19 protein-coding genes are annotated in these 21493 nt (G+C 46.6%); 13 read left to right on the top strand and 6 right to left on the bottom strand.

The genetic code is table 11. The features are described from left to right. The first annotated feature begins 45 nt into the window (after positions 1-45). The 4 genes from ACDJ59_RS16530 to ACDJ59_RS16515 all read left to right on the top strand — a co-directional run bounded on the left by ACDJ59_RS16530 (position 46) and on the right by ACDJ59_RS16515 (position 2847). Positions 46-1398 (top strand): hemolysin family protein, encoded by a 1353-nt coding sequence (locus ACDJ59_RS16530; protein ID WP_340982972.1) that lies wholly within the window; start codon positions 46-48, stop codon positions 1396-1398. Between the two features lie 278 nt (positions 1399-1676). Continuing rightward, complete coding sequence (locus ACDJ59_RS16525; protein WP_036609912.1) at positions 1677-1916, top strand: spore coat associated protein CotJA; 240 nt, start codon at positions 1677-1679, stop codon at positions 1914-1916. After that, the gene (locus ACDJ59_RS16520) at positions 1906-2181 is read left to right on the top strand and encodes a spore coat protein CotJB (RefSeq protein WP_036669913.1); all 276 of its coding nucleotides are present in this window, start codon (positions 1906-1908) and stop codon (positions 2179-2181) included. Before ACDJ59_RS16525 ends, ACDJ59_RS16520 begins: the two co-directional genes overlap by 11 nt. 96 nt (positions 2182-2277) lie before the next feature. Beyond that, positions 2278-2847, top strand: coding sequence for a manganese catalase family protein (locus tag ACDJ59_RS16515; protein WP_036669914.1), 570 nt, complete (start codon positions 2278-2280; stop codon positions 2845-2847). A 210-nt stretch (positions 2848-3057) separates the two neighbouring features. On the opposite strand, the gene ACDJ59_RS16510 is transcribed toward ACDJ59_RS16515, so the two are convergent. The 4 genes from ACDJ59_RS16510 to ACDJ59_RS16495 form a co-directional block, all read right to left on the bottom strand. Next, on the bottom strand, positions 3058-4056 hold the full coding sequence (locus ACDJ59_RS16510; protein ID WP_413404237.1) for a 3-oxoacyl-[acyl-carrier-protein] synthase III C-terminal domain-containing protein: 999 nt from the start codon (positions 4054-4056) through the stop codon (positions 3058-3060). Between the two features lie 48 nt (positions 4057-4104). Further along, a complete protein-coding gene (locus ACDJ59_RS16505) occupies positions 4105-4455 on the bottom strand; it encodes a hypothetical protein (RefSeq protein WP_036609902.1) in 351 nt (116 codons plus the stop codon). 186 nt (positions 4456-4641) lie between these two features. Further along, on the bottom strand, positions 4642-5010 hold the full coding sequence (locus ACDJ59_RS16500) for a carboxymuconolactone decarboxylase family protein (protein ID WP_017689521.1): 369 nt from the start codon (positions 5008-5010) through the stop codon (positions 4642-4644). A gap of 12 nt (positions 5011-5022) precedes the next feature. Beyond that, complete coding sequence (locus ACDJ59_RS16495; protein ID WP_413404235.1) at positions 5023-6654, bottom strand: thiamine pyrophosphate-binding protein; 1632 nt, start codon at positions 6652-6654, stop codon at positions 5023-5025. Positions 6655-7067: 413 nt separating this feature from the next. Here ACDJ59_RS16495 and ACDJ59_RS16490 point away from each other — a divergent pair, with 413 nt between their 5' ends. Continuing rightward, positions 7068-8039, top strand: a complete 972-nt coding sequence (locus ACDJ59_RS16490; protein ID WP_413404233.1) for a Gfo/Idh/MocA family protein — start codon at positions 7068-7070, stop codon at positions 8037-8039. A 178-nt stretch (positions 8040-8217) separates the two neighbouring features. Here the strand turns inward: ACDJ59_RS16490 and ACDJ59_RS16485 are convergent, their stop codons facing one another. Next, positions 8218-9936 carry a methyl-accepting chemotaxis protein gene (locus ACDJ59_RS16485; RefSeq protein WP_413404231.1) on the bottom strand — a complete coding sequence of 573 codons (1719 nt, stop codon included), beginning with the start codon at positions 9934-9936 and terminating at the stop codon, positions 8218-8220. A gap of 295 nt (positions 9937-10231) precedes the next feature. On the opposite strand from ACDJ59_RS16485, the gene ACDJ59_RS16480 reads away from it, so the two are divergent. The 8 genes from ACDJ59_RS16480 to ACDJ59_RS16445 all read left to right on the top strand — a co-directional run bounded on the left by ACDJ59_RS16480 (position 10232) and on the right by ACDJ59_RS16445 (position 20231). After that, positions 10232-10918 carry an HAD family hydrolase gene (locus tag ACDJ59_RS16480; protein WP_047844222.1) on the top strand — a complete coding sequence of 229 codons (687 nt, stop codon included), beginning with the start codon at positions 10232-10234 and terminating at the stop codon, positions 10916-10918. Positions 10919-11123: 205 nt separating this feature from the next. Further along, positions 11124-12014, top strand: a complete 891-nt coding sequence (locus ACDJ59_RS16475; protein ID WP_413404229.1) for a carbohydrate ABC transporter permease — start codon at positions 11124-11126, stop codon at positions 12012-12014. A 22-nt stretch (positions 12015-12036) separates the two neighbouring features. Next, positions 12037-12906, top strand: a complete 870-nt coding sequence (locus ACDJ59_RS16470; RefSeq protein WP_413409839.1) for a carbohydrate ABC transporter permease — start codon at positions 12037-12039, stop codon at positions 12904-12906. A 104-nt stretch (positions 12907-13010) separates the two neighbouring features. Then, positions 13011-14804, top strand: coding sequence for a sensor histidine kinase (locus tag ACDJ59_RS16465; RefSeq protein WP_413404227.1), 1794 nt, complete (start codon positions 13011-13013; stop codon positions 14802-14804). After that, positions 14773-16377 carry a helix-turn-helix domain-containing protein gene (locus ACDJ59_RS16460; protein WP_413404225.1) on the top strand — a complete coding sequence of 535 codons (1605 nt, stop codon included), beginning with the start codon at positions 14773-14775 and terminating at the stop codon, positions 16375-16377. The genes ACDJ59_RS16465 and ACDJ59_RS16460 overlap by 32 nt, the downstream gene beginning before the upstream one ends. 133 nt (positions 16378-16510) lie before the next feature. Beyond that, positions 16511-17908, top strand: coding sequence for an ABC transporter substrate-binding protein (locus ACDJ59_RS16455; RefSeq protein ID WP_413404223.1), 1398 nt, complete (start codon positions 16511-16513; stop codon positions 17906-17908). Positions 17909-17976: 68 nt separating this feature from the next. After that, positions 17977-18312, top strand: coding sequence for a cupin domain-containing protein (locus ACDJ59_RS16450; RefSeq protein WP_413404221.1), 336 nt, complete (start codon positions 17977-17979; stop codon positions 18310-18312). After that, positions 18309-20231, top strand: coding sequence for an alginate lyase family protein (locus ACDJ59_RS16445; protein ID WP_413404219.1), 1923 nt, complete (start codon positions 18309-18311; stop codon positions 20229-20231). Before ACDJ59_RS16450 ends, ACDJ59_RS16445 begins: the two co-directional genes overlap by 4 nt. A 66-nt stretch (positions 20232-20297) precedes the next feature. On the opposite strand, the gene ACDJ59_RS16440 is transcribed toward ACDJ59_RS16445, so the two are convergent. Further along, complete coding sequence (locus ACDJ59_RS16440) at positions 20298-21476, bottom strand: YheC/YheD family protein (protein ID WP_413404217.1); 1179 nt, start codon at positions 21474-21476, stop codon at positions 20298-20300. Positions 21477-21493: the final 17 nt, after the last annotated feature.

Genomic DNA, 21493 nt, shown 5'->3' with positions numbered 1-21493 from the left:
ATTCCAGGTGTATTCCTGAAATAGATAGAAAAGGGGAGTTTCAACTTGGATATTCATACCGAATTTCATCTTGGACAGCTGGTATTTAATCTGGTCTGTGTCTTTTTGCTCGTATTTTTGAATGGCGTATTTGTCGCAGCGGAATTTTCCCTTGTGAAAGTAAGGCAGACACGCTTAACTCAATTGCAGAGTGAAGGAAATCGTATGGCTGGTTATGCACTGAAGGTGAATAGTAAACTGGATTCCTATCTATCGGCAACTCAGTTCGGGATTACACTGACATCGCTTGGACTCGGGTGGCTGGGAGAACCAGCCATCTCTGAATTGCTCGTTGAGCCTCTCATGTTTAAGCTCGGTGTAGGAGATACAGGGCTTATATCGACCGTGTCGGTCATTATCGGTTTTTGTATCATTACGTTTCTGCATATTGTGCTGGGTGAGCTTGCGCCTAAATCGTTGGCAATTCAAAAAACAGACGGAGTGGCATTGTTTTTATCTGCGCCCTTGCTGTTGTTCTACAAAATCTTCTTCCCGTTCATCTGGGTACTGAATGTATCGGCCAATGCATTGCTGCGTCTGGCGGGTATCGAACCTGCCAGTGAAGGCGAAGCTCACTCGGAAGATGAACTTCGTATTCTGATGAAGCAGAGTGCCAAAAGTGGTGTCATCGATAAAGATGAGATCAAACTGATGGATAACATCTTTGATTTCTCCGATATGCTGGCACGTGAAGTGATGCTGCCACGTACAGACATGGATTGTTTGTACACGCATATGTCTTTGGAAGAGAACCTGGAGATCATTAATGCAACCAAACATTCCCGGTATCCCGTAGCAGTAGAAGACAAGGATGAGATCATTGGATTTATACACATCACCGATCTGTTGCTGGCTAAACCGGAGCAACAACATGATCTGGCTTCACTCGTCCGTCCAATCTTAAACGTTCCTGAATCCATGGAAATCAGCCATGTGCTGCGTCTCATGCAGAAGAAACATTCACAGATGACGCTGGTTGTGGATGAATATGGCGGCACAGCTGGATTGCTGACTGCGGAAGAAATTCTGGAAGAGATCGTTGGAGACTTGTATGATGAGTTTGAGGATGAGCGTCCGCATATGGAACGCAGTGGAGATTCCTTTTCCATTGATGGTCGTTCGCTTATTGAAGAAGTTCATAAGTGGACCGGAGCCATCATTGAGGATGAAGAAGTGGATACCATCGGCGGATGGCTATTTAAAGAGCTTGGGGGCAATCCAACCAAGGGGAAAACGCAGGAACTGAATGGGTACGTTTTTGAAGTGGAAGAATCGACTCGCTTGCGAATTACCCGGGTTCGAGTGTACAAGCAATCTGTCCCTCAAGACATGAATTCGGAAGAAAATCCAGCAGAATAGAACTTGTTGCAGGAGTAAGATAAGACTAGCAAAAGTATGAAATGACGCAGATTACGAAGATCTGCCAGGATATAAGACCTTTGGAAGTTACCTGAAAGGGGAACGAACCGAAGGTCTTTTTTTATTTTAAATAAGAATTTGGAGAAATTCTGCACATAGTTGAAACGAATTTCGGATTAACTTCGGGGACAGCGTCATATGGATATAGAGACGGGAAGCGGGAAAGAACTCAGTGTTATTCAATATGCACCAACGATGTAATAAGGAGGCGTTGTTTTGTGAAAGATCCGCAGCTTCGTGCTTACGCCCCTTTTGTGGGGCCGTTTGATCCTTGTCCGCCGGTAGCGATTCGGACGTATCTGGTACCTCCGCAGTTATTTATTCCATTTCAGCCCATGGGCTGGCCGCAGTACAGCCCGGCGGAAGCGTTGAGATTGGGAACCTTATGGCCTGCATTATACAGCCCTTATACACCAGCCAGATCGAAGGGAAGGAAGGTGGAAGTGGATGGAACCTGAAGGAGCAAAAGCGTGCGATACCCAATACTATGAGCTGCTGGAGGAGCTTCAGGCTCTGGATTTTGTATTAGTGGAGCTGAATCTGTACCTGGACACCCATCCTGGGGATTATCAAAGCATAGAGCAATATAACAAATTCACGCAAGAACGTACGCGGGTGGCGCAGGAGTTTCAACAATTGTATGGACCACTGATGAACTTTGGTCATGCCTTCTCCAAGTATCCGTGGGAATGGTCTCAAACGCCCTGGCCATGGCAAGTGTGACATATCAGCCTCAGGCTTCCTTGCATCTTTAGGGACTGGAAGCCCGAGGGTTAGAAGCAGGGCTGTATTTTGATAACGTAGAGGGAGGCGTCTTACATGTGGGTGTATGAGAAAAAACTGCAATATCCCGTAAGGGTTAGTAAATGTGATCCTCGTATGGCGAAATTGTTGATGGAACAATATGGCGGTGCCGATGGGGAGTTGGCCGCTGCCCTTCGATATCTGAATCAGCGTTATACGATTCCAGACAAGATTATCGGTCTGCTGACGGATATTGCTACAGAGGAATTTTCCCATCTGGAGATGATTGCAACCATGATCTACAAGTTGACCAAGGACGCATCAGTGGATCAATTGGAAGAAGCGGGACTTGGGCCGAACTATGCTCAACGCGATTCTGCCTTGTTTTATACCAATTCCTCCGGTGTTCCCTTTACAGCTGCCTACATTGCTGCAAAGGGTGATCCGATTGCGGATCTGTACGAGGACATTGCAGCAGAAGAGAAAGCCCGGGCTACATATCAATGGTTGATCGACCTGACCGATGACGTGGATCTGCAGGATAGTCTGAAGTTTCTAAGGGAACGCGAGATTGTGCATTCCTTGCGTTTTCGGGAGGCTGTAGAGATCCTGAAAGACGATCGGGAGACAAAGAAGATTTTCTGAACGTTTGGTATAAAAGCAGAAGTCTGGCAGTCCGATAGGGCTGCTATTTGCTTTGAGTTAATTGCTATGAGTTAATAAAGCCCGAAGCAGTGTACGTGGTGTATTGATGGTTGCTTTCAAATAAAAAGACGATCCTTTTTGAATTTAAAATAAAAGGGATCGTCCTGGTTATTATTTTGGTGAATAAAGATAATTTTGGTGAATTATGGCCTAATATTCAACTACCATGGCAACATTTTGCCACCCGGCTCCAACGGTCCAGAACAGAACTTTGTCACCACGCTGAATCTGACCGGTTGTAACCGCTCGATGTAATGCAATGAATGGACTGCTGGTTGAGGTGTATCCGAACTCATCTCCGATATAAACGGCAATATCATCACCAATGCCGACGTTCTCGGATACAGCCCGAATGTTGCTAATGGATAGTTGGGAGAAGCAGGCGGCTTTGATCTCGTCTGGTCCAATCTCGTTACGAGTCAGCAACGTACGAATGGACTCCGAAGCGGCGTCCACACAGATCGAATCATCAAATGGGATGAATTTGACATGAAAGGCACCTGCATCCACACCCGTTTTGCCCAGTTTCGCCAGGCCTTCAGCAGGAAAGAGTGAATTACCATACACACAGGTATCCGTCTGATAGATGGAATCAATGAAACCGACAGCATGTTCATCCCGCTCTACAATAACTGCCGCTGCTGCATCACCGAAATTAGCGAAGTACACGGGATCATCGGGACTGGCGTGAGGAGCCACATAATCCGAGCCGATGATTAATGCGCGGCGAATTCGAGGATTGCCCAGCATCTGCCGGCTAACTTGTTCGAAAGCAGCAGTCATACCCGCGCAGTTGGCGTTGCTGTCAATACAGATCGTGTGAGAAGCTCCGTTAATCAGGCGATGGATCATCAGGGAATTCGTAGGAAAGATGTATTCTGGCGTTTGGCTTGCATAAGCAATCAGATCAATATCTGCACCGGTTAGTCCGGTTTTTTTCAGTAGATTACTGGCTGCCTCATAGGCCATGCTTAGTGAATTTTCGTCATCGTTGTCAATTTTATAACGTGTATCACGACCAAGTGCCTGTAACAATCCACGAATATCTACACCTCTTGCATCAAAATGTTCAATATAAAAATCATTGTGCACCTTGGTTGCTGGATGATAGATATCGATATCTACAATACGAATTCCGGCCATCTTCATTCTCCTCTTGAGCGGAAGGGTGAATTCACAGCTTGTCCGCCTGGTTTATTAAGTGGTAACGGTAGATATAATTTCGAGATTGTCCAGACCGACTGATCGGCCGAGCCGGGACAATTGCATTTTTAGAATCGCGTTGTTCTCGAGGGTCAACACGACTTTTTTATATTCATCTTTTTTGAACAGTTGAAGGCAGCCTTCCAGAAGAGGAACAATCTCCGGAGCAGTAACATTCAACTTTTTGCAATCGATGTTCAGGTCATACTCCTTGGTGTTGATAGAAGCGATCGTATCCTGATAGGCCGAGATGGAACGCAAACCGTCTTCTTGAGAGAAAGAACCCTCCAGTTCAATGTTTAACACCTTGTTTGGAACGTCAGTCTTCAGAATGAAATTTCCCATGTTTGATCTCTCTCCTTTAAATGAGTTAAGGCTATCCTGTTAGTGGATACACAGCCCATTGGGCCTCTGCCGAAAGCTTCTAAGATGCGAGCTGGTTCGAAGGATAATTTAACCATATTATAAAGGTAGGAATGTAAAAAGATCAATAAAAAAGTCGAATCATGTATAAAAATGTAGAAAAGTGAATTACTGTATTTCATCCAAGGTGGCAAGCAAAATATTAAATGCACTTATAATGCGTGGAGCACCCACACAGGGTGCCAGATGTAGCAATATTCCCTTGAGCTGATCTACAGTTACCCCGACACTCAGAGCCATCGTGTAATGCACTCCTAGTTGTTCATACTGTCCTTGGGTGATCAACGAAGAGATGATAGCAACTTCCTTCCATTGATCCGTAATCGTGGTGCGCTGAAAAATATCCCCGTATGCCGTCCCCATAATAAATTCCGACAATTCGGGAAAATGTTCTTTGATGGGTGCGAGAGCTCTTGCACCGTACTCACCAGATAGTTTCGCGAAACGGTCTAGTCCCTGAGCTACATGTTCACTCATGATATGCTCCTCCTAATTCAAATTTACGGTGCGGTGAGCTGTGGGTGGAATTTCATCTCGATCGGTCAGAAGCTCAATAACAGTTACCTGATTCAACGTCTGGGCTGTGTTCAGCGCAGATGAGAATTCAGCAAGAGTTTCTGCTCGAAACGCAACCGCACCGAGAGATTCGGCAAATTTGGCAGCATCCATAGGAACTTCATATAATGTGCCATCAATTCTGCCTGTTGTTTTTTCCATTCCTTTGAGTGCCATGTCCAGTTGTTTGTTGTTAACGACAATGAAAATGACGTTCAGATTGTTGCATACCGCGGTATTGATCTCCGTCCCCAGCATCATGAAACATCCATCCCCGGTGATACATACAACGGTCTCTTCAGGTGAAGCGGCCTTTGCACCTATCGCCATACCAATGGCGTTCCCCATGCAGGCAAAGTAAGCGTCAAACACAAAGCTGCCTGGTTTCTTGACTTTATATCGCTGAACCGCATGAAATCCATGGCTGCCATCATCAACAAACAGCTTATGATCATACGGAAGCAGATCGCTCATTCCATCTAGCACAGAAGCCAGAGACAGTTGGGAGAGATCTGGTAAAGGGACAGTGTAATCCATGGGTGCCGTGGTTCTCACAGGAGTAGGGAGGTCTTCTAATGTGCCCAGCAAATATTGCAGGTTGTCCTTCAAATCACCGGTGATATGTAAGGTTTGAGCGCTCAGAATCTTGCCTACAAATGTAGGATCAGCGTCAAATTGAATGAGGTGTGCCGGGTGATGTTCAGGCTTCAGATTGCAGAGGGTCATGTCACTTAGACGTGAACCGAGTACGATATAAAGGTCACTTTGGTTCAACATGTCGTCTGCATGCGGGAAACCTCCAACACCACAAGGTCCATGGTACAGGGGATGGTCCCACGCAATCGCTCCTTTTCCACCAGGAGTAGTAATGACGGGAATGTTGAACGATTCGGCCAATTGAAGCAATTCATCATGTGCTCTGGCGCGACTTACACCTTTACCAGCAATAATTAAAGGGCGGTTGGATTGTTGAATGAGAGGAAAAATGCGATTCAGATTAGATATGCTAAGCAGAGGTTCCGGTTCGGGAATGACAATCCGGCATTGGGATAACAATTCGGTCTGTACGTCAAAAGGAATACAGAGGTGAACAGGGCCTTTATTAGGGCCGAGTGCAATGGAAAGGGCATGATTCAGCAGTGTGCCGAAGTGATCTCCACGCTCAACCAGTTTGCTGAATAGCGTAGCAGGCCTGAACATTTCGGCCAGATCAGCCAGATAAGAAGAAGAATCCTGACACTGGGGGAGCCCCAGTTCCTGAATGGATTGATGACCCGTAATAAACAGTACAGGCAGATTGTTGGCCTTTGCATGGGCTGCTGCAGTAAGCAGATTGGTTCCGCCTGGACCGGATGTGGCAAAGGCAACGCCGAGTTTACCTGTCTGTAATGCATAACCGGATGCGGCAAAACCTGAGCTGGATTCATGACGGCCTGGAATGAACTCTAATCCGTAATCCACCATTTTCAGTACAGCAGGACAGATGGATTTACCAATAATACCAAAGACATGAGTAACGCCTAGATTACGCAGAGTTTCTGCCAAATAGTCCGCAACTGTTCTCATGCGGGACACCTCGCTTCATGAAATAGGTTATTAGAACCATACGCATATTCCATTTATTGAATGCAAGTTACAGTCTAAGGTTGTAAGAGGAAATATTCATTGTTATTAGGAAGAGTATCTTTTTTTGTGGTTTTTTGTCAACCTGTTTTTGTGAGCCTAAATTCCTGATTCTTAAGTTGGTAACGCTTTAAGTGTTGCTGGATAAAGTAAAAATAATTGGTTATATATCCCTGCAACGAATTACCCAATCGGCACTTAATTACAAATAATGTAAAATGATGACTGTAAATGATGAATTTCAGCCTCTATTAGCGACTTGAAAGCTAGAGGTTTATTTTTTTTTTCGTATCAATGCATCGCATTTGCAATTCTTTGCTTTCTGCTATACTGGAAAGGAATTGGGAGGGGATGGAATGACAGTTATCAAGATGGCTCTGATTGGGCTGGGTAAAATGGGACTACATATGGTTCATCTAATCGATAATACGAAGATGGACACGGAGATTGAGATTGTAGCGGTGTGTGATGCGAATGAGGAAGGTTTGGCGTCTTTTGCAGCTTCTCATCGGGGAGTTAGGACATATACGGATTACAAGCAATTGATGAATGAACATCAGATTGATCTGCTGTATGTTGCAGTTCCGCCGAAATTTCATTATCCGGTTGTCATGGAAGCACTGGAGCGCAAAATTCATGTATTCTGCGAGAAACCGCTTGCCAATAGTGTGGAAGAAGCGAAAAAGATGCTGGAGGCAGCAGAGCAGGCGGGCGTTGTTCATGCCATCCACTTCTCGATGCCGCATGAACCTTCCGTGCTGAAGTTGCAAGAGATGATTGAGCAGGGTACTGTGGGGGCAATTCGCAAAATAGATCTCATTTTGCAATTCCCGCAGTGGCCACGATCATGGCAACAGAATGCATGGATTACGAGCCGGGAACAGGGTGGATTTATTCTTGAAGTGGGGATTCACTGGATTCATATGATTCAAAAGGTGTTTGGTACCATCCGGGTTGTTAGCACTCAGGTTCAATATCCTGAGAATGGTGACTGTGAACTAGAAGTACAGGCTGCAATGGAACTGGAAGACGGGACTCGAATTCAGCTAAATGGCATCTCTCAATTTGCGGGGGAAGAACGTGTATCCATGGTGGTTTACGGTGCAAAAGGCACGATTGCTCTGGAAAATTGGGAAGAATTGAAGACGGGTCTGGTGGGGCAGCCACTTTCTCCAGTGGAAGTGCTTGAATCCGCCAGTGAATTGCCGGTGCTTAAACATGTCATTGCCCGTATACAGGGCAAACCAGCTAAGATATATGATTTTAACGATGGGTATCAGGCACAATTGGTACTGGAAGCGCTACGGAACACGGAACAATCGAGATAAGAAAAGGAGTACTTAGGTTTTTCATATGAGGTGTCCGGTGCACCTTTTCCTGATTCAGCTCTCCTTAACACAAAGAAGCATCGCAGAGGCTCGGGTGAGTCTGTCTGCGATGCTTCTTTCCTTTGATATATGCTCATGATACAGCTATTTAGATACTCGATCAGTAGGTTGAGTCGGATTATGCAAGTTTGAAGCGTTTAACCAGTTGATCAAGCGCGTCGGACATTTCATTCAACTGCTTGGACGTGTCAGACATTTCCTGCAGTGAAGCAAGTTGTTCCTCCGTCATCGCAGATACTTCTTCCGTGGCTGATGCCGTATCTTCCACAACAGCCGATACTTCATTGATGGACTTCATCACAGCCTCACTACCGGAAGTTAACTCCTCGACAACAGCAGATACCTCCAAAACTTCACCACTGAGGTTATGAATATGCTGAGTAATGGTTGAAAAAGCATTACCTGCATCCTCAATGGTCCGCAACCCTTCATTCACATGTAGAGTGCTCTCATCAACCACCTGCACCGTACTTTGAACACCTGTTACCACGGTTTCCAATATACTTGTAATCTCTTTGGCTGATGTTGCACTTTGGTCTGCAAGATTACGGATTTCCGCGGCAACGACAGCGAAGCCTCGTCCATTTTCCCCAGCGCGGGCAGCTTCGATTCCGGCGTTAAGTGCAAGCAGATTGGTTTGTCTCGCAATACCCGACATTGAATCTGCAATGTTGATCACTTGATCAGACATCTTCGAAATTTCATTAATGGCTTCCTGTACAGAGAGGAAGGATTGCTCAATGGAACTCATTTTACCTACAGCATTATCAATGCGCTGTTGCCCATCCACGGCAATGGATTCGGTACGAACTGCACGGCCTGCCACGTCACTTGCCGAGGAGGCGACACGATTAAGGCCGTTGAGGGATTGCTGCATCGCAGCTACCATGGTTTGCGTAAGAGCAACCTGTTCATCAGCGCCTTCAGCCACGCGTTCCATGGCAGTGGCAACTTCTTTTCCTGCAAGATGGCTATCGGCAACGCCTTTATCCAATCGATCCGAAGCTGTGCTCAGAATCATGGCATTGCTCTGAACATCCAGCATCATTTGCTGCAAACCAGTGAGCATTGTATTGGCTGCCTCCGCGAGTTCACGAGTTTCGTCTTTCATTGGCGTAGCGATTCTCAGTGTCAGGTCACCATTGGAAGAACCGATGTCATTTAATGCCTGCTTCACGGTACGGATGTTTCTAACAATGGCACGTGACAGGACCAATGCAGTGATGAATGAGATGATGGCCACAACGATAAGTGCCCCATACAGTTCCAGGTTCAGTAGTGTGTTTTTTTGCTTCAGTGCTTCTGTACGGTTATCGGTTAACGTATGCTCGTTGGTTCGAAACGTATCGAGAGCAGTGCGAATCTGGTCCATGTCTCTTTTACCTGGATCATCTGCGAAAAAATCTCGAATGGCCTGCGTATTATTTGCTTTGCGAAGGGCGACTACAGGTTCACCAGCGACCTGGACCCAGTTCTCCATATTAGTATGTATGTCTTCTAAAAGTGCAAGTTGAGCCGGATTATCTGAAATTAAAGCAGCAAGTTCATCTCTGAGTGTAATAAGTTGCTCTTTTCCTTGGGTGTAGGGATCGAGATAGTTGTCCTGACCCGTGATGATGTAACCGCGTTGACCTGTTTCCATATCTACCATGTTTCTTTCGAGTTCATAGGTGAGGGCGTGTACCCTCATATCGTGATCGACCAGAAAATCCAGTTCCCGTTGGAGCTGACTTGTGCTGTTCTGAATGAGCAGGATGCAACCAGCCAGTACAGCCAGTACGAGTAAATACCCTAATCCGATCTTATAAAAAATCTTAAAGGTCTTTCGCTTTTTCATGTTTGTTATTCCTCTCTATGGGGTATATGTAGTTGTCGAAAAAAACCGGAAATGTGATAATTGTAGGTCTTTAGATTAGGTGTCTAAAGCACTATTTTTTAGTATTATACGTAAAGAAACTTCTTTTGTATATAGTTTGTTTAACTACAATATAACGTTTGATTGATGCTGTATAAGGTTGGGGTTGATGATCTTTTACAATCGTTGGTTTACACGTTCAAACGTTATGTTTATCATGGGAAGGGAACGATTCCAATTACATATACAATATCCCAATCCGAAAGGAACATTGGACATGAATAAAGAGAAGGTATTGCTTAAACCGGAAGCGATGATTTTTGACATGGATGGTACGCTGTTCCAGACAGAGACCCTGTTATTGCCAGCTTACCAGCAACTATTTGATACATTGCGTGCCGAAGGGCATTTTGAAGGAGAAACTCCACCCGAGGAACGGATGCTGGGAAGTTTGGGCATGTTGCTCGAAGATATATGGAAAGTGGTTATGCCTGAGGCATCGGAAGCGGCACATCGCCGGGCAGACGAACTGTTGCTTCAACTGGAGATTGAGGGGCTTGATCAAGGAAGTTCTCAATTGTACCCTGGGGTGAAAGAAACGCTGCAAGCATTAAAACAACAAGGAGTGCGTCTTTTTGTCGCAAGTAATGGGCTGGAGGACTATGTGAAGGGTGTGGCGTTTGCACACGAGATTATGCCTTTCTTTGAAGGGGTATACAGTGCAGGCCAGTACAAGACTCCTTCCAAGATTAATCTGGTACAGATCCTGCTTGAGAAACATCGTATTCAGGACGCATGGATGGTAGGGGATCGCTCTTCTGATGTGGAAGCTGGTAAAATGAACGGTCAGGCGGTCATCGGCTGTGCCTATGCCGGGTTTGGTCGTGATGAGGAGCTTGCAGGCTCAGATGTACTGATCTCTGATTTCACAGAACTGCTGCGCCTGTATGATGAAGCAGAGTAGCCTCTACGCTGTATACGTATACTGAGATTTAAGATTACGAACCACATGATATGAACCTGTAGACTCAACGGAAATTCGTTGAATACAGGTTTTTTTGTTTGGTCATGCAGTCACATTCTCCCCTGTAGAAAGTTGATTTCCCTATCCCGCTTTCCTCCATATTCCCTCTATACTTCATTCAAAAGCTATAGGGGGCCCGATTCTGGTGAAACCATCCAAAATACATGCCTATATGTTCATCTTTCCAAGTCTTTTTTTAACTCTTGTATTCGGGATATATCCTCTGTTATGGGCGCTGCGTTACATGTTCTATGATTATCAAGGCATCGGGACGCCTGTCTTTATCGGGCTTGATAATTTTGGACGCATTTTGCGTGACGGGCAATTCTGGGATTCTGTAGGCAACACGGGTGTGTATGCCCTGGGTAAACTCGTCGTTACGATTCCACTGTCGTTAACTCTGGCGATTATTCTGAATCGCAAATGGAGAGGGCGATCCCTCTTTAGGGCGATCTATTATCTTCCCACTATTTTTAGCGCTTCGGTCATGGCGATTGTATTTTTTATTATTTTCAACTCCTATAACGGAATATTGAACCAATTGCTGCTTAAGTATCATTTGATCTCCGAATCCATTAGCTGGCTGGGGGCTGAACATGCCATGCTAACAACCATCATCATCGCCATCTGGGGGGCTGTGGGCAACTATATGTTGTTGTTCATTGCGGGTCTTCAGAGCATTCCTGAAGAGCTATATGAGGCGGCATCGCTGGATGGAGCGAGTGAGTTTCAGAAACTGCGGAATGTAACGATTCCGTTGCTGGGTCCTGTCTTGCAGATGATCATCATGCTGGCAATTACCACGGCGCTGAAAGGTTACGAGAGTATTATGGTGCTGACCGAAGGGGGGCCGTATGGCAAAACAGAGGTGATGTATCTGTATTTGTTCAAACTGTTGTTTCCCGTTTCGGCTGACACCCAATCACTCCAGCAGCTCGGTTATGGCAGTGCGGTCGGTTTCACAACGGCTCTCATCGTAGGGGCTGTGACGCTCATTTACTTCCGTATATCCAAAAAGCTCAATGATGTCTATTAATTCCAATCAGGAGGAAACGATGATGACTCAAAACGTGCTTGCGCCCTCAGGGTCTCCCCAACTCATTCGCTGGACCAAACGAACGGTACTTTGGTTGTTTTTGATCGCAATCGCTCTGTTGTCGCTGTTCCCCATCATACTTGTATTGCTCGGTTCCTTCAAAACAAACCAGGAATTGACCGGAGGAGCTACCATCTGGCCGAAGATTTGGCAGTTCTCCAACTATGCTCAGGCTTGGAAAACCGCCAATTTTTCGGGTTTTACGATGAACAGCTTGTTTGTTAGCATCAGTACAACAGTTGGCACGCTGCTGGTAGCTTCGATGTCAGCCTACGCTGTGGATCGAGTGAATTTCAAAGGGAAAAAGGGGTACACCCTGCTCATGGCATCTACTCTGTTTATTTCCATAGGCGCGGTTGTGCTGCGTCCGCAATTTGACCTCATGGTCAAGCTGGGGCTGAATACCACGTTGTGGGGCGTTATTATTATATTGATCAGCGCACACGCTGCCACATACTTTATTCTGATTGGTTTCTTCAAGAGCATTCCGCGCGAACTGGATGAAGCGGCGATGATTGATGGCTGTAATTTCTTCACCACCTACTGGAGAATTATTCTTCCGCTCCTGCGGCCTGGACTCGCCGTTGCAGGTCTGGGTGTATTCCAGAGTTCATGGAATGAATATATCCTTCCTTCTGTGTTCACCATGAGCAATCCGGACTTGCAGACTTTGCCGGTTGGGCTGGCTAATCTGCGATATGGCATCGGAGCTGCGGCTGAGGTCCAACTGATGATGGCCGGAGCGTGTCTATCCATTTTGCCGCTGCTCATCGTTTATATTTTTGCCAACAAATCATTCATGCAGGTGACCTTGGGAGCTGTGAAAGGATAGGCGTGAGCACAATCATGGAAACGGTTTTACGGGTAATTCCACTGTGCTATACTCATTTTAATTCACAGCGGACGGGCCAAGCCGTGTTCAAGGAGCGAGCGCCGATGATATTCAACTTTTATAAAATGTCCCTGAAAAAAAGAATACAGCTGCTGTACATTTTTCTCGTTGTCTTGTGCATCAGTGTGACCGGGATATGCTCTTATCTCTTTGCTGCACGAAGCATTGAGCAGAATGCACTTGAACTGAAACAAAGCATTCTGAACAAATCAGTGCAGGTTATGGATGAACATCTAAGGCACATTGTTGTATCCTCTTTTTCTTTTATGCTCAATGAAACGTTCACTCAGGTCATGAAGGATGTTGGAAAAAATAACACATCTCATTATTATCAGAATCTCTCGCTGCTGCAAACATCGTTTGCTCAATTGAAGCTCGTAGAGCCACTGATTGATACCGCATATCTGACAACACCCATCGGTGATTTTTTCTCGACCAAAGATTTTCCGAATCGCAATAACTCGTTCAACAGGGAATACGGACGCTACGTGAAGCTGCAAGGCTGGAATACGATGTGGTTTGGTTCACATCAGAGTCAGTTATTCCAATCCCAAGGAAATGTGTTATCTCTGTTGCTCAAACCTATTGTGATCGATAATCATACTTATTCGAATGTATATATGGTCGTCAATATGAAGGAAGAGGCGATGCGAGACATTCTGACGCAGGATCTCATGAATAACCAGATTCAGCTGTTTTTGCTGCACAAAAACGGAAATGAAGTCATTCGGCCCAGGTCCCGAAATTACGATTTCATTATGGAGCCTGACTTTACTCAACAGTTTAGCCGTGGCGATGCTGGGGATTTCACCTACAGGAACGATCAGGGGGAGGACATGCTTGTTAACTATTCGGCATTGTCGATGAACGAGGATTGGGTCATGGTAAGTGTACAGTCCAAGGCTGACTTGTTGTCCCCCCTACAAAAGATACGCTGGCTGATCATCCTGATCATGTTGTTTTGCATTTTGCTCGCACTCGGGTTGTCCAAGCTGCTGGCCTCCGCTCTGCTGAAGCCACTGAACAAACTGCGACGCTTGATGGTTGAGGTGGAGTCCAATGATCTGGATGTACGGTTTCGCAGCAAGTATGACGATGAAGTCAGCGCTGTAGGGCATCGTTTCAATCGGATGTTGGACCAGATTCAGATTTTGTTTGAAGAAGTACGGACAACGGAGCAAGACAAACGGAGGTTTGAGGTCAAGGCGCTTCAGGCGCAGGTTGATCCCCATTTCCTCTACAATACCCTTAATACAATGTTTTGGAAAAGTGAGAGCGGAGAGAAAAAGGATGTAAGTGAGATGATCGTCTCCTTATCCTTGTTATTCCGTCTGGGACTGAATGATGGGAAAGACATCACCAGTGTGGAGCAGGAGATCAAACATGTCGAACAATACATGCAGCTCCAGCAAAAATGTTACGAGGATCTGTTCGTTTATCGGATTGAGGTGGGGGACCCCTCTTGTTACGCTGTTGATATTTTGAAAATATTGCTTCAGCCCTTGGTCGAGAATTCCATCCTGCATGGATTCAATGACAAAGAAGATTTGGGCGTTATCCTGATCCGCATTGATCGTCAGGGTGACACACTACGGCTGGAGGTGGCTGACAATGGATGTGGGATGGATGTAGCCAGCATCTATGCTGAGGATGCTCCTGACGGGGGACGCAAAGGTTATGCCCTATCCAATCTCCATGGCAGACTAAGCCTGCACTACGGGGATGTGGCCTCGATTGTGTTTCATAGCAGTACAGATGTAGGGACAACAGTTGTTATCACGATTCCGATCACTGAGGAGGGGCAGTATGGGCCAATTGACGATGTGTGTTATGGATGATATCCAGGCAGTTGTAAAGGGCATATCTTCGACTATTCCGTGGGAAGATCATCAGGTTCGGATTGTAGGCACGGCGAGTAATGGAGAGAGCGGTTGGTCCTTGTTGCTAGAGCAGCAACCCGACATCGTGATTAGTGATATCAGGATGCCCAAGCTGAGCGGGCTGGACCTAATGAAGCGGGCATTGGATGCCGGACTGCGAGCCAAATTTATTTTCATCAGTGGTTATTCGGATTTTCAATATGCACAGGAGGCCATCAAGCTGGGGGCATCCGACTATTTGCTCAAACCGTTTACCCCTGAAGAAATACTCGGTGCGGTGTTGAAGGTAAGACAGGTGATTAAGGAAGAACAGGCACAGTGCAAACAGTTGGAACAGTTGGAGCAGAAGGTGGAGAGCAGCAGTCAGTACGAGCGTCATAGTTATCTCCTAGGCTTGTTGCGTCATGAAATCGGGGGATTCCTGAATGAAAGTCGCTGGAACGAGCTGCATATTGATCTCGATTCCTCCAATCTTCTCGTCATGGTCATTGAGGTGGATGGTTATACGCGATATGGATACACGATGCATCTGGATGCCGAAATCGTTCCTTTTGCGGTCCAAAATATTGTGGGAGAAACCTTGAACCGCTACACCAAGGGCGTTGTTTTACGGGAAAACCGATACCGGCTTGCCGCCATATTTAACACACCAAGTCAGATCGACGTCTCCGAGCTCCTGGAGCAATGCCGCCAAAATGTGGAGCGATTCAGCAAAAAAACAGTCTCGATTGGTGTTGGTACGATTGCCCACAGACCACAGGAAATCTGGACGTCCTACGCACATGCAGATCAGGCGATATCCTATCGTTTTTACAGTGAAGGAAATTGCATCCTCAAGTATGCTGAACTGGAGAATCAGGCCTGTGTGGCCCCGGTATATCCTTTGGAGAAGGAAAAAGAGCTTTTTTACGCACTGAAATGTGGTAATGAGAGCACCTGTCACCGCATCATTGATGAAATTCTCGAAGAATGGCAGGTTTCCGAAGGTTTCCCCGAGCCGCTCACGATGATTCGTTTGTTGTCTGGACTGGCCTTTGCCATCTACCGTGCCTTTTGTGATGAGATTACAGCAGAGGAACGCTTGCGTCTGGAGGCCGACCTGACAGTGCTTGAGGCGATGCGCTCCTTGACGTTTGAGGGCTGGAGGGGATATATCAAGCATTTTAGCAGTATGGGTTGCGAGATTATGGACAAAAAGCGACTCACCGATGTCAAACAGGCGATTAGCAAAGCACAGGAATATATCAGTCTGAATCTTGCAGAAAATCTGACGCTGCATGCCTGTGCCCAATCCGTGCATTTAAGTCCGAGTTATTTTGCCAATGCCTTCAAAAAGGAAACGGGCATAACGCCGATTCAATATATTACTAAGATGAGGATGGAAAAAGCAAAAGAGTTGCTGGTTGCAGGTGTACAGGTGCAAGAGATCTGCCAGAGGCTGGGTTATGAGGACAGGCCTTATTTCAGCGGTTTGTTCAAGAAATATTGCGGCATGACGCCAACCTGCTTCCGGCAAATGTATGAGAATTGAAACCGATACGGATCGTCATTTTTCCCACCATGCAAAGTCAGAATGTCCCTCACTTCCATGAAAGCGTAGCGATTATCATTACGTTAACGGATAACCAAACGGGTTGTCCAGACAAGCATAAGGGGGCATATCAATGGTTAAAAAGTGGATGGTGACTACGCTAAGTGCATTGCTAGCGCTAAGTTTGGCAGGTTGTTCTGCTGACAGTGGTACTTCGGCAAATAACGAATCGGGGACCAGCGGGGAGAATGCCGGAGGGAAAACCAAAATCATATATTGGACACCGGACCGCCATGATGCTGATTTTATGAAATCCAAGATCGATGAGTTCAATCAGACGAACAAGGACAACATTGAAGTGGAGATGACCGTGATGGGGGACAACTACCCACAGGCGGTCGATATTGCTTTTGCCAGCAAGCAGGCACCCGATGTGCTGCAAGTTAATGATTTTCAGACGTACTATCAGAAGGGATATCTCACCCCGATCGATGGATACATGAGTGATGAGATGAAGACCGTGTTTAAAGACAGCTTGATTGAAAATAAAAACACGATTGATGGAAAAATATATTCCCTCCCCAATACAGGGCAGGTCTGGCGGCTTGTGTATAACAAGGATATTTTCAAAAAGGCAGGGATCGAGAGTCCGCCAAAAACGTTGGCTGAGATGGTTGCGGATGCCAAAAAAATTACCGAAGTTGGTAAAAGTGAAGGCATCTATGGTTTTGCCAGCCCGTTCAAGAGCAGCAGCGGCTTCTGGAGAGCAGCCAATACGATCGCAGGTGCAAGCAGTAATGTTGGTATTGATGGTTACAACTACAAGACTGGCCAATTTGATTTTGGGATGTACAAGGATATCGCAATGGCACTCCGTCAGATGAATCAGGATGGCAGTATGCTGCCAGGGGTAGAAAGTCTGGACATCGATCCACTCAGAGCCCAGTTTGCTCAAGGAAAAATTGGAATGTACATTAACCACTCTGGCGAACCAGGGGTATATAAAGATCAGTTTCCTACCAAAGAAAATTGGGCAGCGGCTCCTGTGCCAACAAATGATGGAACGATCAAGGGCGCTTCGCAAGTCATCGGGGGCTCCTACATCGGCATCAATGCAGATTCTGCAAACAAGGAAGCGGCATGGAAGTTTATGGAGTATGTATACAGCACAGATCTTCAGAGTGAGTATTACGAAAAGGGATACGGAATCTCACTGATTCCTGCTGTACTAAGCTCTGACAAAAAACCAAGCATTCCGGGCATTGAAGGTTTCCTGCCCAAACGATATGATGCCATTTTCCCGGCAAATCCAAGTGTGGTGACCGAGAGTTCACTGGAAGGCACCAAATGGGGTGAGGCTTTTTCAATCTTTGTATTCACGGGTGGCGATCTCGATGCTGTGATCAAGGATCTGGATACAAGGTACAATGCAGCTCTGGAGAAAACCAAAGCGGCAGGGCTGACCAACATAACTGCTGATCCATCGTTCGATTCTTCCAAGCTTCAGGGTAAATTGTCCACAGAAGACTAATAAACGTTCATAGCGGCCGTGGTTTAACTACTTCGGTCGCTTATTCACAAGGAAAGGGGAAAAGCAAAATGATTATTAATCATGCGTCTACCGATGCATATATCATAAACGAAACGAGTTCCCGCAAGATCTTGGGCATGGGCGGTACATTAATGATGGTGGAGGTTACCTTTGCTAAAGGTGGTATTGGAGTTGTTCACTCCCATGATGCGCACGAGCAAGTCAGCTATATCGTCAAAGGCAGCTTTGAGGTACAGGTCGGTGAAGAAACTCGTATCTTAAAAGCAGGGGACAGCTTTTATGCCGGTTTTAACGTTCTGCATGGGGTCAAGGCCCTGGAGGACTCCGTCATTCTGGATGTGTTTACCCCATTCCGTCAGGATTTCCTCGAGGCATCCCAATGAGCGATTTTTACCTTTCGGCAACGGATCTGCAACGGGCTGCCCAATATTATGAAAAACATTTTCCGGAAGAAGCCCGAAATTCGCTCACGATTGCCAATCGTGCCATCCTGAATGAATTTATCGTTCCTTATACCAACGATCTGAATCGCTGGATTCCGATGGGGACACCTGTGGACTGGCTCCACAACCCGACCAATGATCTGGAGTTCACATGGGGCATCAATCGACACTGGCATATGCTCGATCTGGGCAAGGCGTATCTGATGAAGGGCAATCCGCTATATGTAACAGCATTTATTGACCACTACCGTAGCTGGAGACAGCAAAACCCGGTACCTGTAAATCTGGTTTATGACGAGGCTGTGTTCTTTCAAAAACCCGGCCCGTGGCGCTTGCTGGAGACGGGACTACGTGTGCAGTCCTGGATATCGGCATATAAATATATGGAAGCGAGTTCACTGATAGACGAAGGTTTTCAGGCGGAGTTCCAACAAGGTCTGGAAGAGCACGCCGAGTTTTTGACCCGTTACCTCGGCAGCACGGAAATCAATCATGCCATTATGCATATGCAAGGCTTGTTCATGATTGCTACGTTCTACCACCAGCACCCGCGAAGTCCACACTGGCGTCAAGTGGCGATGGAACGTCTTGAGCTGTGTTTGCTGCATCAGTTGGGTGAAGAGGGAATACAGGTTGAACTGACAACACATTACCACAATGCCAGCATCGAGATGTTTGGCACGCCTTATCGGTTGGGTGAGATTTCAGGACATCCTTTCTCGACATGGTATGCCAGCTGTCTACGCCAAATGGCAGCATTTACTGAGGCGCTGATTCGACCAGATCACCAGTCTACCGGTATTGGTGATTCGGATTGGGTTGGCGATGGACGACAACGACTGACCCTGCTTGGAGCGATCCTGGACGATGATGATTTGATGGCTCGCGGAACGGATAGCTCGGAGTGTCTCTGGTTGCTGGGTGTGGAGAAATATGAGCGATGCCTCCGTCTACAGGCTTCTTCTTCTCCGGCTTTGTCGAGCCGGGCTTTTCCGCAGACAGGATATTATGTTATGAGGGACAAGTATCAATATCTTTTTTTTGATGCGGCTGCCATGGGCGGAGCACACGGACATGCAGATGCGCTGAATGTGGAGTGGATGTGGAAGAACCAGCTTTTCTTCACGGACACCGGACGTTACACGTATGAAGAAGGGGAATGGCGTCGGTATTTCAAAAGTACGCGGGCGCACAATACCGTCACGGTGGATGGTCTGAATCAGACACCTTATCTCTCCACACAGCAATGGGGTGAACCGGAGGCTCAGGCCACAACGTTACGTTGGGAGAGCAATGACAGCTATCACTTCATTGATGCTTCGCAGGATGGATATACACATTTGCCAGATCCAGTTACACATCGCCGGTGGATGCTGGCAGGGGTGGAGATTCCTATACTACTAATTGTGGATTGGCTGGAGGCGGAAACAGAACATACTCTGGAGCAACGTTTTCACCTGCATCCGGAAGCGGATATTGCGCTGAGAATGAATGAAGCTGGAGAACTGACGGCGGATATGAGCTATGAGGCATCTTCCATAACACTAACGATGCAATGGGTTACGGCAGGCATCGGGAAGGGAGCCTTCGAGTTGACGGAGCAGCCCGGCTGGGTATCTGAGGTGTATGGTTCCAAGTCGGAAACATCGGTTATTCAGGGCAAGACTGATTTCTCGGGAAAAGTGGGTATTCTGACGTTGTGCCTGCCTGTGGATCATATTGACCAGGTTGTAAGTGTTACCACATGCCAACTAGAACCTGACCTGATGAGATTGGCATTATCTTATGTGCAAGGTGAGGAAAAAGGGTATATTGTGATTGACAACGATACGCTGCAATGGACGAAAGAACAGAAATAAAAAACAGTAAAGCAGGAGTCTATGCTCGCACTTGGCGAACATAGACTCCTGCTTTATCTAATCCATTCATTTGAGTTTCCTTTTTCTTTTTACTCTGGGTGATTTTTGCGTAACGGGCCTGGGAATGGCTGGCTTTCTGGCCGTTCCGGGAGGTCTGTTGCGATATACCCATAAGGCATACTCCAGCGGCTGAGTGATGGCTTTATAATAGATATCCCGCTCCCCGATGCGAGCGAATACTTCACGTGCAGGTTTGGGGTTAACTTCAAGCAGGTAGATACGCCCGCTTCTGTCAATCGCCAAATCCAGTGCCAACTCACATAGGTCCCCATACGTATCTTCCAGAAACGAAGCAACATCAATGCCGAATTTCTCTGCAGTTGTGTTAATTTTTGCCCGGAGGTCGTCATCTTCGATCCATTGCTTCATGAGTCGGTCCATCGCTATTGCCTGACCGCCGCCATGCAGATTGGAGGTTACGCTTTTTTCTGCACCCATGCGTCCGGCACATCCAGTAAGCTCCCATTGTCCTTCACCGTTCTTCTGAACCAGCATGCGATAATCATGCACACGTCCATTCGGAAGCTGAAGTTGAATACCCTTTTGTACAAGATACTTGTCTTTCATATTCCAGTGCTGGAGCAAAGCGCCAAGTCGTGATAAATGAACTTTACGTGGAGTGATGATACGACGCTTCTGATCCCGCCCCTGAACAAGCACCGTATTAGCCTCGCTACTGCTGCGTTCAATGCGCAGAATACCACGTCCGCCTGTTCCATTAATGGGTTTGAGATAGACCAGAGAAGAAGCTTTAAGCATCCGGTTTACATCGGACATATCCTGAAATAGAGCGGTTTCCGGCAGGTGTTCACGAAAGTTGGCTTTTTGCAAAAGGGTCTGGTGGATGGTCCATTTATTGCGCAGTGGCCTGTTCAGAAAGAGCAGATGCCCATATTTCTCACGAAAAGCAAGCAATTGCTGGAACCTTCGGTTACGCTGAATCCGGCAGCGATCAAAGATCAGGTCCGGGAATGATCGCCACTCCCTGGACCAGCCTTTTCCCTCATGAAAAACCATGGCTTCAATTTGTTTGCCGCCGGGGTGTACGTCGGCTGGTGTGAATACATAGATATCGAGTCCCCGCTTGCGCCCTTCAAGAATCATTCTGCGATAAACGCTTCGTTCTTCAAGAGCGCGATGTTCATTTAAGTACAACGTCATAATGCCCAGAACAGGTGAGGACACAAACAATCACCTTCTTT

This window comes from Paenibacillus amylolyticus (genome assembly GCF_047302515.1).
GTDB lineage: Bacteria > Bacillota > Bacilli > Paenibacillales > Paenibacillaceae > Paenibacillus > Paenibacillus amylolyticus_G.
This window is presented reverse-complemented; position numbering and strand designations above follow the sequence as displayed.

Bases quoted from the DNA above. Each gene is read 5' to 3' on its own strand.
- ACDJ59_RS16455 (WP_413404223.1), top strand. From the start codon at position 16,511: ATGGTTAAAAAGTGGATGGTGACTACGCTAAGTGCATTGCTAGCGCTA.
- ACDJ59_RS16520 (WP_036669913.1), top strand. From the start codon at position 1,906: ATGGAACCTGAAGGAGCAAAAGCGTGCGATACCCAATACTATGAGCTG.
- ACDJ59_RS16465 (WP_413404227.1), top strand. From the start codon at position 13,011: ATGATATTCAACTTTTATAAAATGTCCCTGAAAAAAAGAATACAGCTG.
- ACDJ59_RS16480 (WP_047844222.1), top strand. From the start codon at position 10,232: ATGAATAAAGAGAAGGTATTGCTTAAACCGGAAGCGATGATTTTTGAC.
- ACDJ59_RS16485 (WP_413404231.1), bottom strand. From the start codon at position 9,936: ATGAAAAAGCGAAAGACCTTTAAGATTTTTTATAAGATCGGATTAGGG.
- ACDJ59_RS16490 (WP_413404233.1), top strand. From the start codon at position 7,068: ATGACAGTTATCAAGATGGCTCTGATTGGGCTGGGTAAAATGGGACTA.
- ACDJ59_RS16445 (WP_413404219.1), top strand. From the start codon at position 18,309: ATGAGCGATTTTTACCTTTCGGCAACGGATCTGCAACGGGCTGCCCAA.
- ACDJ59_RS16510 (WP_413404237.1), bottom strand. From the start codon at position 4,056: ATGAAGATGGCCGGAATTCGTATTGTAGATATCGATATCTATCATCCA.
- ACDJ59_RS16495 (WP_413404235.1), bottom strand. From the start codon at position 6,654: ATGAGAACAGTTGCGGACTATTTGGCAGAAACTCTGCGTAATCTAGGC.
- ACDJ59_RS16470 (WP_413409839.1), top strand. From the start codon at position 12,037: ATGACTCAAAACGTGCTTGCGCCCTCAGGGTCTCCCCAACTCATTCGC.
- ACDJ59_RS16505 (WP_036609902.1), bottom strand. From the start codon at position 4,455: ATGGGAAATTTCATTCTGAAGACTGACGTTCCAAACAAGGTGTTAAAC.
- ACDJ59_RS16450 (WP_413404221.1), top strand. From the start codon at position 17,977: ATGATTATTAATCATGCGTCTACCGATGCATATATCATAAACGAAACG.
- ACDJ59_RS16500 (WP_017689521.1), bottom strand. From the start codon at position 5,010: ATGAGTGAACATGTAGCTCAGGGACTAGACCGTTTCGCGAAACTATCT.
- ACDJ59_RS16515 (WP_036669914.1), top strand. From the start codon at position 2,278: ATGTGGGTGTATGAGAAAAAACTGCAATATCCCGTAAGGGTTAGTAAA.
- ACDJ59_RS16460 (WP_413404225.1), top strand. From the start codon at position 14,773: ATGGGCCAATTGACGATGTGTGTTATGGATGATATCCAGGCAGTTGTA.